General features: G+C 70.1%; 10 protein-coding genes. 1 reads left to right on the plus strand and 9 read right to left on the minus strand.

Annotated elements, in window-relative coordinates:
* Positions 1-196 precede the first annotated feature (196 nt).
* Entirely contained in the window at positions 197-1,144 is a 948-nt protein-coding gene (locus tag ACTIGN_RS09795; protein ID WP_439623274.1) for an aldo/keto reductase, read from the plus strand.
* Positions 1,145-1,303: 159 nt separating this feature from the next.
* Here the strand turns inward: ACTIGN_RS09795 and ACTIGN_RS09800 are convergent, their stop codons facing one another.
* The 9 genes from ACTIGN_RS09800 to hisD all read right to left on the minus strand — a co-directional run bounded on the left by ACTIGN_RS09800 (position 1,304) and on the right by hisD (position 13,796).
* Complete coding sequence (locus ACTIGN_RS09800) at positions 1,304-2,587, minus strand: DUF1501 domain-containing protein (RefSeq protein WP_439623276.1); 1,284 nt, start codon at positions 2,585-2,587, stop codon at positions 1,304-1,306.
* Between the two features lie 9 nt (positions 2,588-2,596).
* The gene (locus ACTIGN_RS09805) at positions 2,597-4,711 is read right to left on the minus strand and encodes a HEAT repeat domain-containing protein (protein ID WP_439623278.1); all 2,115 of its coding nucleotides are present in this window, start codon (positions 4,709-4,711) and stop codon (positions 2,597-2,599) included.
* A 24-nt stretch (positions 4,712-4,735) separates the two neighbouring features.
* Positions 4,736-7,066: a DUF1592 domain-containing protein gene (locus tag ACTIGN_RS09810; RefSeq protein WP_439623280.1), complete on the minus strand. Its 2,331-nt coding sequence runs from the start codon at positions 7,064-7,066 to the stop codon at positions 4,736-4,738.
* Positions 7,067-7,322: 256 nt separating this feature from the next.
* Entirely contained in the window at positions 7,323-7,931 is a 609-nt protein-coding gene (locus tag ACTIGN_RS09815; RefSeq protein WP_439623281.1) for an ACP phosphodiesterase, read from the minus strand.
* A gap of 29 nt (positions 7,932-7,960) precedes the next feature.
* Positions 7,961-9,397, minus strand: a complete 1,437-nt coding sequence (locus ACTIGN_RS09820) for a hypothetical protein (RefSeq protein WP_439623283.1) — start codon at positions 9,395-9,397, stop codon at positions 7,961-7,963.
* Between the two features lie 8 nt (positions 9,398-9,405).
* Entirely contained in the window at positions 9,406-10,359 is a 954-nt protein-coding gene (locus tag ACTIGN_RS09825; protein ID WP_439623285.1) for a hypothetical protein, read from the minus strand.
* 272 nt (positions 10,360-10,631) lie between these two features.
* Positions 10,632-11,219, minus strand: a complete 588-nt coding sequence (gene hisB, locus ACTIGN_RS09830; protein WP_439623287.1) for an imidazoleglycerol-phosphate dehydratase HisB — start codon at positions 11,217-11,219, stop codon at positions 10,632-10,634.
* A complete protein-coding gene (gene hisC / locus ACTIGN_RS09835; protein ID WP_439623289.1) occupies positions 11,219-12,262 on the minus strand; it encodes a histidinol-phosphate transaminase in 1,044 nt (347 codons plus the stop codon). The genes hisB and hisC overlap by 1 nt, the downstream gene beginning before the upstream one ends.
* Positions 12,263-12,368: 106 nt before the next feature.
* Complete coding sequence (gene hisD, locus ACTIGN_RS09840) at positions 12,369-13,796, minus strand: histidinol dehydrogenase (RefSeq protein WP_439623291.1); 1,428 nt, start codon at positions 13,794-13,796, stop codon at positions 12,369-12,371.
* Between the last annotated feature and the right edge of the window lie 585 nt (positions 13,797-14,381).

A 14,381-nucleotide genomic window follows, 5' to 3' on the forward strand; every position in this document is an offset into this window, starting at 1 on the left:
CGCCTCACGCGGGCCGCCACGGAGGGCGGCCCCTACCAGAGATTTGCTCTTGGTTCGTAGGGGCCGCCCTCCGTGGCGCCCCGCCAGCCACCTCCTGCGGATCTCAGGAGCTGTTCGACCAACTCACCCGGCCCAGCTTCTAAGATGTGCGGGTGGCCGCGCCGGGTTGGTGCGGCCGGCACACGGGGGCTTCGCTGTGGCAACGCGGACACTGGGACGGTCGGGGATCGCGGTCGGGCCGCTCGCGCTGGGCGGCAACGTGTTCGGGTGGACCATCGACGAGGCCGCGTCGTTCCGCGTCCTCGACGGGTTCGTCGCGGCCGGCCTGAACCTCATCGACACGGCCGACGTGTACTCGGTCTGGGTGCCCGGCCACACCGGCGGCGAGTCCGAGACGGTCATCGGGAAGTGGCTCAAGTCGTCCGGGGCGCGTGACCGCGTCGTGATCGCAACGAAGGTCGGACTGGAGGTCGGCGGCGAGAAGGGGCTGTCGCGGGCGCACATCTTGAGGTCCGCCGAGCGGTCGCTCAACCGCCTCGGCGTGGACGCCATCGACCTGTACCAGGCGCACCAGGACGACCCGACCGTGCCGCTCGAAGAGACGCTCGGCGCGTTCGGCGAGTTGATCGCGCAGAAGAAGGTGCGGGCCATCGGCGCGTCAAACTACACCGCCGCCCGGCTCGCCGAGGCGCTCGCGGTGAGCGCCGCGAAGAACCTCCCGCGGTACGAGTGCCTCCAGCCGAACTACAACCTGTGCGACCGGTCCGGGTACGAGGCGGATCTTGAGCCGCTGTGCCGCAAGGAAGTGGTCGGCGTGATCCCGTACTACTCGCTCGCGGCCGGGTTCCTCACCGGGAAGTACCGCACCGCGGCCGACCTCGCCAAGAGCGCCCGCGGCGCGAAGGTCGGCAAGAGCTACCTGAACGACCGCGGGCTGAAGGTGCTCGCGGCTGTGGATGCGGTCGCTGGCGAGCTGAAAGTATCGCTCGCGCAGGTGGCGATCGCGTGGCTCATCGCCCGGCCCGGCATCACCGCGCCGATCGCGAGCGCGACCACGCCCGAGCAACTCGCCGAACTCGTCGCCGCAACGAAGCTCACGCTGAGCCCCGACGCGGTCGCGAAGCTCGACGCCGCGAGTGCGTGAGGCATTCTCACTGGTCGGAATCGTTGGCCTCACGCGGGCCGCCACGGAGGGCGGCCCCTACCAGAGTTGTGCTCTGGGTTTGTAGGGGCCGCCCTCCGTGGCGGCCCGCCCATCACTTCGGCATGTCTCGAAGTGTTGTCGGTATGCTCCACCAAGCGTTCACCCCCAGAACCCCTTGAGCCGCTCCTTGTCGGGCACGCCGAGGGGGAACTTCTTGCTCAGCGCGTGGTCCGCGATGCCGGCGTGCTCGCGGAGCGCCTCGTGGACGTGCTCGGGCCGCACGCGGACGCCCTTCTCCTTGTCGAGCTTGAGGGTCGCGGGGTCGAGCGGCACCGCGAACTGCTTGTCGTCCGTCGCGCCCACCACGCGGTTCCCCTTGATGCCTTTTCCGAGGAACAGCGAAGAGCCGATCGACCAGTGGTCCTTGCCGTTGCCGGCGTTGTAGTTCGGCGTGCGGCCCATCTCGCTCTGCACGACCACCACGAGCTGCTCGCGGATCTTGAGTTCGCCGGCCCGGCGGACGAGGTACGCGATCCCCGCGAGGAACTCGGGGATCAGCTTCATCTGGTCGGGGTCGTTGTTGGCGTGGCTGTCGAACTGGCCGATGGTAATGTTCGCGGACACGCACACGCCGGCCTTGAACGACGCCAGCGCGATCTCGGCCTGCTGTGCCATCCGCTCCTTCGGGATCTGTGCGGGGATGTACTGCGTGACGCGCTGGAGCGCCTTCGAGTTCACCTGTGCGGCGTAGAGCATGTTCTCGGCCCGCTCGGCCCGCGGCAGTTGCGGCCGCGCGAGGTGGGCCTCGTGCCCCTCGCGGAGTGCTTGCTCGATGCGGTCGAGCGCGAACTTGTCGTGGTACGGCGACTTCTCGTTGCCGCCGACGCCGTCGGCGTTGGCGATGTTCCGCAGCGACGGCAGGTACGGCACCCGCGACATGGCGACGAGGTTGCCGGTCGCGGAGTAGTTGCCGAACGTGAGGAACGCGAGCGGGCAGTCCGGCCCGCGGCACGCCGCGACGAGCGCCGCGAACGTCGGGTACGCGAGGCTGTCGAGCTTGCCGGTGGCCATGTACCGGGCGCCGGGCGAGTGGTTGTTGACCGAGTAGTCGAGCCCGTTGAACGTGAACAGTTCGTCGCCGAACTCGGCGTAGAACTCCTCGTTGCACATGCCGCCCTTGGCGTCTTTCTTGTTCGGTGCGTACTTGTGCGCGCCCTTCGTGAGGATGTCGCCGTCCTTGTAGAGCCGGTTGATGCCGTTGACGCCCTTCGGGTCCATGAGGTACGTCGTGTCCCACCCGCCGCTGGCGTTGAACACGACGTGGAACGGCCCGGCGTAGGGCTCGTCCTTCTTGGCGTCGGCGGCCTCGACCTCGGCCCCGCGGTACGGCACCGCGAGCCCGAGCCCCGCCAGCCCGCACATCTTCAGGAAGTCGCGTCGCATGGGTTCGCCTCACGGGTTGGTGTTCGCCGGTCGCGACCGCCGCTTCTTCGGGGCGGTCAGTATCTTCATCGCGGACGTCGCTGCCGCGCGCACCATCCGGGCCGAGTCGCTCTCGACCTTGGCAAGCGCCTCGCGGGCCTCGGCGGACGTGTCCCCGGTCTCAAGCAGTGCGTTGATCGCCGCGATGCGGACGGACCGCTCGGGGTGGGCGAGGGCCGCGATGATCTGGGGCACCGCCGCCGGGCCGATGGCACCGTAAGCATGCACGACTCGCTCGACCAGGCCGGATCGCTCGACGGTGCGGGCCGCGTGCTCCAGGTCCGGCAGCGCCGGTTCAGCGGCCCGACCGAGCGCCGCGAGGCCAGAGGCGGCCGCGCTTGCGACGTACTGGCGGCGGTACGATTCCAGGAAGTCGCCGGGGTAGAACTCCGTTCCCACCGCCCGACGCAGGGCCTCGCGAAAGAGGGCCAGTCCCTCGAAGCCGTGCGGCACCAGACCGGTGAGCACTTCGAGGACGTGGGCGTGGGTGGTGCCGCGCGCCGGTTGATCGAGGGTGGCCGCGAGTTGATTGGCGAACGGCAGTACCGCGGTCCCGAGCCCAACGAGCGCGCGGGTGATCGAGCTCGCTTCGTGGTCCTCGTAATCCCCCGTGAGCAGCCGGACCAGGTCGGGGACGGCGGCGGCAGCAGCCGGCGGCCCCGCCGCGGCGAGCGCCTCGATCACGAGCGCCCGACCGGCCCGGGCTTCCGGGTTGCGGAGCCGCGCGAGGAGGGCGGGAACGGCCGCGGCGAGTGCCGCCGGGTCCGCCTCTTTCAGACCACTCGCGGCCGCGATGGGAATTGGGTCGGGCTCGCCGTCGAGGGCTTGCACCAGCACCGCCACGCCCTCGCCGCCGATCCTTCCGAGCGCCTTGGCGAACGTGAAGGGGTCGCGGCGGCCCTTGCGGCGCAGGAGCGCGGCCGCGAGGTCCGGGACCAGCGGCGCGGCCGCCGCGCCCAGTTCCCCGATGCACGTCCCGGCAGCCGAGCCGTGGTCGCCCTTGAGTTGCCTTCGGAACTCGTCCAGCACCTCGGGCGACGGGGGCACGATCCGAGCCAGCGCCTGCAGGGCGCATTCAACCGTGTAGCCGTCACTGTAGGCGTTGCCCGTGTTCGGGCGGCGGACGGTCTCCAGGAGAGCCGGGGCGACCGCGGCGGGGAGTTCGGGCCACGAGACCAGGTGGTTGATCGCGGAGTAGTGATCGCCCTTCTCGGGCCGCTCGCGGACGAGAGTTTCGGCGACGTTCGGATCCCCGACGCCGACGAGCGCCAGCGCCTCAAGAACGCACCTGCGCTCCTGTCCGGTCGCCGCCGCAAGCCGAGCGAGCAGGTCGGGCAGCGCGGCCGCGGCCTTCGAGCCGATCCTCCCGAGCGCGATCACCGCGGGCGCGGCCACGCTCGGGGCCGGGTCCGCGAGCGCCTTGCGGAGGGGCTCGACGGCGAACGTCATGGCCGGGCTGGCGGTGTACCGGAGGTGGATCGCCGCGGCGCGCCGGACCTCCTCGGCCGGGTCGGCGAGCGCCTTGCACAGTGCGGCACCGGCCGTCTGCGTGCGCAGCTTCACGAGCGCATCGACGGCCGCGAGCCGCTCGGCGGCGTGCTCGCTCTCGAGCCCCTTGGCGAGTTCGCCCTGCACGCCCGACTTCGCCCGCAGCACGCCCAGGAGCGCGACCGCTTCGCGGCGCACGGCCGCGTCCTCCTTTCGGGTTCCCTTCACCACCTCCGTGAGTGCGGGGATCGCAACGGCCGCCTTCGGCCCCAGGAGGCGCAGCGCCTTCGCGGCCCGCAACCGGACGATGTGAACCTCGTGCGTGAGGAGCGGAACCAGCACCGAAACGGACGCCTCGCCGATGCGGGCGAGCCGCTTGCTCGCCTCCGCGACCCCCTTCCCCGAGACGATCGCGGCGGCCAACTTCGGGAGCGGGTTCTCGTAGGTCGGTGCCATCCACTTGCGGATGTCGGCGACGCGCATCATCGCGCCCCGCGGGTCGCCGCGCTCGTCGAGCCAGTCGGCGAACACGAGCGCCGCCGTCTGGTCCGACGGGTCGGCGGCGAGCGCGGCGACGAACCCGGCTTGCTCGTTCATTGGGGCACCCAGAACCGGTCGGGGTTACTCGTACAGGAACTCGCTGCGGCGGAGCAGGTACGTCACGACGCCGCGCCAGGCGCGGATCGTGTAGTGCGGGTCGTCGGGCACCGCACCGCCCTGGCGGCAGGCGTAGGCCTCGCGCTTCTCGATGCCCTTCTGCGCCTTCGCGTCGGCGACGATGCCGGCGAACAGCTTGAAGGTGCGGTCCACCTCGGCGGAGTCGGCCGCGTCGTACCGGCCCAGGACGCGCTCGTGCAGGTACACAATCGCGGCCCGGATCGCCTTGTCGCCGTCGGCCGATGCGCCGGGCACCACGCTCGGCTCGATCCCGCGGAACAGCGTGCGCTCGGCGGCCGGCCTGGCGAAGTCGCGAGCCACGGTCTTGCACGCCACGTCGTTCGACATGATGCGCTGGATCGCCCCCATCGCGCCGCTCGGGTCGGTCGCCCGCTCGGTCACCTCTTTCGAGTCGATGCCGCCGTAGAGCATCCCCATTTCGCCCTGGAGCCGGCCCCACTTCTCGCCGAACACCGCCGCGACCTTGCGTTCGATCTGCTCCGGGGAAAGCATCCGCACCAGCCCGGCGTCGTCGAGTTCGGCGCGGCGGCACGGGTCCTTGAGCGCCGTGGCCACGCCGTCGATGCGGTAGAAGTCGGACGCGACCCAGTCCTTGAACACGCCCTTCATGTTGAAGCCGGTCTTGGCGAACCGAGCGGCGATCGATTCGACGGCCTTCCGCTGCTCGCGGTACGCCCGGAGCCGGGCGGCGTAGAGCGGGTCTTCGAGGTCCTTCGGCGGGAGCAGCACCTTGCGGCCGGTGAGGACGTAGTAGGCGTGCTCGGTCATCGCCACGGCGAACCGCGGGTCGCGGGCGGTGCGCTCGCCGAGCCACTGGAGGGCGCGCCACCGCTCGCCGGGCGGCAGGTCCTCGCCCTCGAACCCGGGGCCGAACATGTCTTTGAACCACCCGCCCTTCCGCTTGCCGAACACGCCCTGGTCCGCGAACCGCCAGAAGTCCTGGTACAGCCCGGCGACCGGGTCGATGGTCTTGTGGCACACGACGCACTCGGCGGCCTGCATCGTCGGGACCGGGAACTTCGCGGTGGCGGCCGCGGCGTCCGACACGCGGGCCGCCAGTTCGAGCACGTCCACGCCGAGGAAGTGCTGGTAGTACATGCGGACCCGGAGCCGGTTGCGGTTCGTCTCGGTCGTCGGGTAGCGGGCGAGGTACTGGAACGTGCCGAGCAGCCCGGCGTGCGGGTAGAACCCGGTGGCCGACTCCTGGTTCTCGGCCTTGTTGCGGCTCGTCAGCGCCTTCAGCCGCACCGGGACGAACTCGAACGGGTCGTCGGGGTTCTTGAACTTCCCCTTCACCTCGTCGAAGACGCCGTACCCGCGGGCCGTGTACGGCGACACCATCGCGTAGTCCGCGGTGACCACCTCGGTGAACGGCCGGTCGTTGCGGACGATGTACTCGACGAGCTTCATCGGCTCGGCGAGCAGCGCCTTGCGGTAGTCGTCGGCGAGCTTGTACCCGGCCTTCTTCCGCTCGGCCTCGTCCTTGATGTGGCTCAGGTCGTGCTTCGCGTACCACTGCCGCGTCTTCTCGAAGTGCTCGTAGGACAGCACGCTCTGGTCCGGGTTGCCGTCCACGCCGAGCGTGAGGAACACGTCGTTGAACCCCTCGCGGACGCGGTCGTAGAACGCCTCTTCCTTCATGACCGCGTCGAGGATCGCCGGGAGCACCGCGAGCCCGAGCTTGTTCACGGACGAGAGTTCGGCCTCGGTCGGGAGGCGGCCGGCGAGCGACAGCGTGACGCGGCGCAGGAGCCGGCGGTTGTCGATCATCACCGCGCCGTCGAAGAACGGCGGCGCTTTCGGGTCGACCGCGACCTCCGGTGTCTTCGCGGCGGGGCCGTTGACCCGACGAACGAACTCGGCGAGCGTGCGGTACGCGGCCGAATCGGGCTTGAGGACGTCGTTGCCCCCGTGGTCGAGGTCGCCCACGACTTTGAGCAAGATGCGAGCCTTATCCTTCTCCTTCGCGGCGGCCATTTTCGCGAACGCGCCGCGGTTGTGCCGCATGGCGGCGTCGCGGGCCGCACCGTCCACCTTCCGCGGGTCGTGCAGCACGAACGCGCTGTCCTCGGCGTCGCCGCCCTTGCGGTGACAGGTGAGGCACGACCGCACGCCGACCTTGGCCCAGACCTCGTCCTCGAAGTAGTTGTCCGCGGCCGCGGCGCACCCCACAGGCGCGACCGGAGCGACCGGCGGCTTGTCCTGGCCGCGAGCGCTCGCGACGAGCCCGCACACCGAGAGTGCCAGAGTGATGCAGCGGATCGGCGGCGACATGTGCGCACTCGGGAGGCGGGAGGCGACCGTGCCCGTCGTGGGGCGGCAGCGTGACGGGCCGCGCAGGGTGGGCTACCGCAGATACTACCCGCGCCCACTCGCGGCCCGCAAGCGGGTTTGAGGTGGGGGTGGGTGCCATTGGATTTTGGCGAGCGGGGGACGTAAGTCCCCCGGTAGAGCGTGAATAGCAGTTCAACCGGGGGACTTACGTCCCCCGCTCGCCATGAAGGAAGGCACACCGACTGGTGCTACGAGGTCAACTCGCGACGAGGGTGCGGCGGGAGTCGGCGGCGAAGGCGATCAACTCGGGGTAGAAGGCGTTGAAGTCCGCGGTGAGTTCCGCGTCGAGAGAGGTGAGGATCGGCATCGAGTCCGGGAGCCAGATCGCGCGCTTCGGCATCCGCTCGGCGATGCGGTCCGAGATGCGGGCGAAGGTGGCGGTGATCCCCTCCGTGCTGGCGTAGCTCACGAGCTGGTCGTTGTCGACGAACTTGCGGATGAACCACTGCGCGTCGCGCGGGGTCTGCTGGAACTGGTCGTCGAGCACGCGGTAGGACCGGCGGGCGAACGCGGGGAGCGGTTCCGCCGAGTACCGCTGCCAGTTGCGGGCGAGGACGTGGTCGTAGTACACGTCGATGACGATGCCGGCGAACCAGCCGAGCGTGTGCGAGACGCGCGAGATGCTCCGCAGCACGACCGGGTGCCGGTCGGTGAACCCGTCCACGAGGCGGTGCAACCGCACCCCGCACCGGACGTCGTCCGGGAGCAGCGCGATCTCGGGGTTGCGGGCGAAGTCGGCGACGATGCCGCCGAGCATGAGCCCGGGTTCGGGGTCGGCCAGGTGCAGGTGTGCGAGGAAGTTCACCGGCGGTCCGTCCACGTCCGAGGAGAGGGTCAGGCGTACTCGCGCTCGAAGTACAGGCTCGCGCCGCCGAGGGCGCTGCCGCCGCGGGCGAAGGTCGCGTCGAGCTTGCCGACCGGCGGCCCGCCCACGGTCTTCTTCAGGTCCGGCGCGTGGGTCTTCACGAACGTCAGCCCAGCTCCCACGGTAGCACCCTGCAGCGCGTCGCGGAACGCCGGTATGCCGCACCCGCCGCCCGTGAGGATCAGTTCCTGCATCGCGCCGTTCGGGAGCGCCGGGAGCAACCCGACGAACTTCGCGACCTCGACCGCGAGCTGACTCGTGACCGCCTCGACGCACCCCAGCACCGCGTCGCCGTCGGCCGGGCCGCCGATCACCCCGACCTTCGCGGTGCGGTAGCCCTTCCCGGTCGAGTACACCGCGGGCCGCAGGTCCTCCCACTCGACCGGACTCGCCCTGTGAAGGAACTCGCCCTTCTCCTTCGGCAGTGCTGCTTTCACGCGCTCGTCGAGGTCGCTCACCCCGAGCGGGTGCGACTGCTGTGAAACGGCGACGCGCGCGTCCGGGTCGGCGTCGTTCCCGTCGGCCGGGGTGATGGTGACGGCGGCGAAGTCGGTCGTGAACGCGCCCACGTCGATCACGAGCGCGCGGTACACCGGGTGGTCCGCGGTCGACTTCAGCACCGTGATGAGCGGCCCCTTCCCGAACATCTCGCCGAGGCGAATGTGCCCCTTCTGGAGCACGTTCGTCGCCTTGGTCAGCACCCCGACCGCGTTCGCGTACGGCTCGGACACGATCGGCGTGTCGGGGTGCAGCGGCCACCCGGCCTTGCCGAGCGCGTCGGTGAGGATCTTGCACCCCGGGTGCGGGTCGGTGCCCTTCTGTGCGGCGAACGCGGGGACCGAGATGCGGACCGGAATCGAGTCGTACTTCAGCCCGGTCGCGGGGAGCTTGTTGCACGCCTCCAGCACCTGCTGCCGCAGCCAGTAGAAGAAGTGGGCGGCGAGCGTCGACGCGAGCGTCTGCTGCTGCGCCTCGGCCGAGATCATCCGCCCGCCGGGACCGGCGACGAGCGTGCGGGCCGCGGCGACGAGTTGGTTCAGGTAGCCGATCTGCCCCGCGGCGACGCCGTACTTCGCGGCCAACTCCGCGAGTTCGGGCGACTGCAACAGCGCTTCGAGCGGGGACTGCTGGGGCCGCGCGCCGGGCGCGACGAAGATCGACTTCTTCCAGTTGGTGTGGACGTCGATGCCGCCGCCGCCGGTCATGCCGGCCGCACGGTCGCCGAACTCGGGGACCGGCTTCGCCCCGCGGCGGTCCACGACCACCGTGCTCGGGATGCAGAACTCGGCCTCGCCGACGCCCGGCGGCCGGCACGCGAGCAGGGTGCTATCGGCCCCGGGGTCGCGCCGCAGTGCGACCTTGGTGTACGCGCTGCCGAAGTCGATGCAGAACACCCGGTCGGCCATCGGTCACCTCACTTGGGGACCACCTTCGCTTTCGCGAGGATGTACTCGCCGTCGCCTTCCGCCAGCACCCAACCGGGTCGCACCACAATGGCGGGGGAGGTCGTGAACAGCCCCGCCGGCCCCTCGTGGTACCGGCCGTCGAACTTGACCTCCTCGGCGACCTCGCCGAGCTGCTTGAACTCGGCGACGTTCCAGATCGCCGCTTCGAGGAACTGCCGCGCCTCGGGCCGGTCGGGGTCCCAGGTCTCGAGCCACGCCGACACGAGCCGCCGCGCCACCTGCCGCTGGAACGTGGTGTCGTCGGCGCTCTCCGGCTGCGGCACGGCGACCGCGGCCGGCCGCGGGGCGGGCTTCTCCTCAGCCTTCGCGCCCACCGGCACCGGGGCCGGCTCCGCGCCTTCGGCCGCGAGTTCCTGCTGGAGCGCCGCGATCCGGGCCGCCCTCCGCGAGACGATCACCGCCTTCCAGCGCTCGATCGCTTCGAGCGTCGCCGCGTCGCGCTCGCGCTGGAGCGCTGCGGCCTTCGTGCGGGCCTCGGCGGCGACCTTCTCTTCCGCGGCGGCCGCCTCGATCACCGGAAGGAGTTGCGCGGCCGCGGGCGGAGTTCGACGCACGATATCCTGAAGGAACGTGACCCGCTCGGTGAGCGGCAGCCCCTCGGCAATCGCACGCGCCGCCGGGCCGACCTTCTCCTCGGGGAGCGCGCTCGCCACAAACGCGAACCCGGCCGCGGTCAGCGAAACCGTCGCCTTCTTCGCGGCACCGGTCTCGACCACGAGCGGGGCCGCTTCGTCCCTGAGCCGGGCGATCACGTCCTTGTTCGCCGCCGCGGTGCCCGCCAGCAGTGCCGGGTGGTCGCCCTTCCCGAACAACCGCACCGGTCCGTCGGCCGTTGCGAGCGCCACCAGCGCCTGCGTGACGAGTTCCTCGGTGTTCGCCGCTGCTTTTTTCGCCTTCGCCACGTCACGACCTCACTGTCACGAGTTTATCTTGCCGCCGCGTTGGGCGGGTCAACTTTACCAGAAGCGCGCAGGTTTGCCGGCCGGCAGAACCGGCACGACCCGCCCGCACGAAGCGTAAGGAGAACGGGACCGGAAGAAGAGCGGTCACCCGCTCCGCGAGCGACGCCGACCGCGGATCACGGCACACCGGGGACCGCCGTTGCGCCGGGGTGCGACTCGCGGAGCGAGTCGCCTACCCTCTCCCGGTCCCCGACTGCTCGGGCCGCGAGTCCTTACAGAACGCCCTTGGTGGACGGGATGCCGGTGGCCCGCGGATCGGGCTCGACCGCGGCCCGCAGCGCACGGGCGCACGCCTTGAAGATCGCCTCGACGATGTGGTGCGTGTTCTTCCCGTGGTGCAGGACGACGTGCAGCGTCAGCAGCCCGCTCGACGACACCGCCCGCCAGAACTCCTCGGCGAGTTGCGACGAGAACGTGCCGAGCGTTTCGAGCGGCACGTCGGCCCGCCACACGAGGAACGGCCGGCCGCTCAGGTCCACCGCGGCCTGCGCGAGCGTCTCGTCCATCGGCAGCGCGCAGTCCCCGAACCGGCGGACCCCGGCCTTGTCGCCGAGCGCCTGAACGAGCGCCTTGCCGAAGCAGATGCCGACGTCCTCGACCGTGTGGTGCGCGTCGATGTGCGTGTCGCCCGTGCACGCCACGCTCAGGTCGAACATCCCGTGCTTGCCGATGTGCGTCAGCATGTGGTCGAAGAACCCGACCCCCGTGCCCACCTCGACCTTCCCCGACCCGTCGAGGTTCAGGGAAAGCTGGATGTCGGTCTCGGCCGTCTTGCGGGTGATCGAAGCGGATCGTGCCATCACAGAATCGCCTTTAGCTCAACGAGCAACGTGTCGATCTCGGCGTCGCTGCCGACGGTGATGCGGAGGCCGTCGTAGCCGTCGTAGTTCATGTACCGCACGAGGATCTTGCGGCGCTTCAGTTCCTCGTAGATCGGCTTCGCGGGGCGGTCGGTGCGGCGGCACCACAGGAAGTTCGCGTGACTCGGCGTAACGTCGAAGCCGAGTTGCGTGAGCGCCGGCACCATCCGCTCGCGGGTTGCGATGATCTTCGCACGAACCGAGCGGAAGTAGTCCTGGTCTTCGAGTGCGGCGGTCGCGGCGGCGAGGCTCAGCACGTCGCAGTTGTAGGAGTCCTTCACCTTCACGAGTTCGCGGACGATCTCGGGCCGGGCGACCGCGAAGCCGAAGCGAATCCCCGCGAGCGAGTACGACTTGCTCAGGGTGCGCGTCACGATCAGGTTCGGCAGCGTCGCGGCGCGCGACAGGCCGTTCTCGGGCGCGTAATCGGCGTAGGCCTCGTCGAGCACGAGCGGGGCCGGGGCGAGTTGCGCCGCGAGGTCGGTGATGGCCGCGAGCGGGACAACCGTACCGGTCGGCGAGTTCGGGTTCGGGACGAAGCTGAGGTGCGCGTTCTTCGGCCAGTCCGCGATCGGCAGCGCCCAGTTCGGTGCGAACGGCACCGCCTGGAACCGCGCGCCCTGGATCTCGGCGAGCGACTTGTACAGGACGTAGCTCGGCGTCGGGCTCGCGATGAGCCCGCCCTCGGGCACGAACGCCCGCGTCAGGATCGTGAGGATGTCGTCCGAGCCGTTGCCGATCAGGACGCAATCGGGATCGACGCCGAGCACCCTTCCCGCGGCCCTGCGGAACGTGTCGCCGAGTGGCTCGGGGTACTTGCGGAGCGTGTTCGACGTGAGCGCCGCCTGAACCGCCTCGAACACCCGCGGGCTCGGCGGGTACGGGTTCTCGTTGGTGTTCAGCTTGACGATGTCGGGGTCGTTGAGCTGCTCGCCGGGCGCGTAGCCCTTCATCGCCAGAACGTTGGGACGGACGGGGGTCATGGCGGGTTGCGGACGTGCGGGGTGGTTCAAGTGCGAGCCACGGGGTTCGTCCCCGTGGTCGGTCGACGCGCCGGGGCCACGGGCGTGACCCCGTGGCGCGGGGGCGTCACTTCTTCGCGGCGGCCGCCGCGGGAACCGGCTTGTCGACCTTCGGCTTGGGCCGGGCCTCGGGGCCGTTGTTGTTGGCGCGGATCTCGACGCTCGCCGCGTGGGCCGTCAGCCCCTCGGTGTTCGCCAGGAAGATGACGTCCGGCGCGATCTCCTTCAGCCCGTTGCGGGTGAACCGCATGATGCTGGTGCGCTTGCGGAAGTCGTTGGCGTTCAGGCCGCTGGCCCAGCGGGCGGTGCCGCCGGTCGGCAGCACGTGCGACGGGCCGGCCGCGTAGTCGCCGACCGCGACCGGCGTGAACGGCCCGAGGAACACGGCCCCGGCGTTGCGGACCTGCTCGACGAACGCCTCGGGGTCGCGGGTCTGCACGTGCAGGTGCTCCGGGGCGAGCGCGTTGACGCAGTCGAGCGCGGCCTTCTTGTCCGGGGCCAGCACCAGCGCCCCGAACCGCTCCAGGCTGTCGCGGGCGAGGTCGGCCCGCGACAACTTCGCGAGCTTCTTGGTGATCGACTCCTGCACCTCGTTGATGAGCGGCTCGTACCACGTCACCAGGATCGCGACGCCCGGCGAGTGCTCGGCCTGGGCGATCATGTCGAGGGCGACCCAGTCCGGGTGGGCCGCGTCGTCGGCCGCGACCACGACCTCGCTCGGCCCGGCGATGCAGTCGATCGCCACCTGCCCGAACACGTGCTTCTTGGCCAGCGCGACGTACTGGTTCCCCGGCCCGACGATCATGTCCACCGCTTGCAGGCCGTCCACTCCGTAAGCCATCGCGGCGATCGCCTGCGCGCCTCCGACGCGGTAGACCTCTTTGATGCCGAGTTCGTGGCAGGTGGCGAGCATCTCGCGGTTGTACGCGCCGGTGTCCTTCGGCGGCATGCACACGATGATCTGCTCGACGCCCGCGGCCTGCGCCGGGCACACGGTCATGAGCAGCGTCGAGGGGTACGCGGCGGCCCCGCCGGGGCAGTACACGCCGACCCGGTCGAGCGGCCGGTAGCGGAGTTGCAACTCGTGCCGCTCGGAGACGCGCATCACCGCGTCGCGGTGCAGCACGCCCGACTGGAACTGCTCGACGTTGTACTTGACCTGCCGGATGGCTTCGAGGAACTCGGGGCTCGCGGCGGCGTGCGCCTCGGCCAGTTCGGCCGGCTTCACCCGCAGGGCGTCCGGCTTGAGCTTCACCTTGTCGAACTGCTCGGTGTAGTGCAGGACGGCCGGCAGCCCCTTGTCGCGGACCTCGGAGCAGATCCGCTCGACGGCCCGGACCGGCGAGAGCGCCTCGCCGAACACGGCCACGGTGAGTTTCTTGCCCGCGGCGGAGACCACCTCGGAGTCGTACCGGAACTGGTCGCGGAGCTTGGTGATCTGTGCCGCGGCGTTGTTCGCGGTGAGGTCGATCCGCCGCAGCTTGAGGGAAGCCATTCTGAGAACCTCGCGTGTGTCCCAGTCCGTGGAAAGGGGCAACCGGACTCGACCACCCGCCGGGAGCGGAACGTCACACCAAGTCGCCCAACTGATCGGACCGGGCGACGGATCAGATCTCACCAATGTTATACAAAGGCGAGCCGTACTCAGCAAGGAACCGCAGACCCAGGAGCGTGCGCAACCGGCGTAAATTGTACGAAGGTTGCGGGTTGTGACGGGGAATCCGGCGGCACCGAAAAGAACAGTATCGTTCTGTACTTAGTTAGCAAATAGCGTCGGGTCACACGTGTTTGCGGCCACGTCGGGAATCTCCGCGGTTCCGATTTGACGCAGCCGCGAGCGTTCGTCATGTACAGATAGACACGTCTCTCGCCGGATACCCGGCCCCAGGGTTGGCATCCTGGGCTACGCACTGTCGTCTCTCCGGGACTTGAAACATCGAAGCCCCCAACGGGGGGTGGCAGCGCGTAGCACGGAGACCCAGGGTTGGCACCCGGAGACCCAGGGTTGGCACCCTGGGCTACGCGCTGTCGTCCCTCCGGGACTCAAGACCTCGGAGCCCCCGGAGGGGGCGGTAGTCCG

Source organism: Gemmata sp. (assembly GCF_051859125.1).
GTDB lineage: Bacteria > Planctomycetota > Planctomycetia > Gemmatales > Gemmataceae > Gemmata.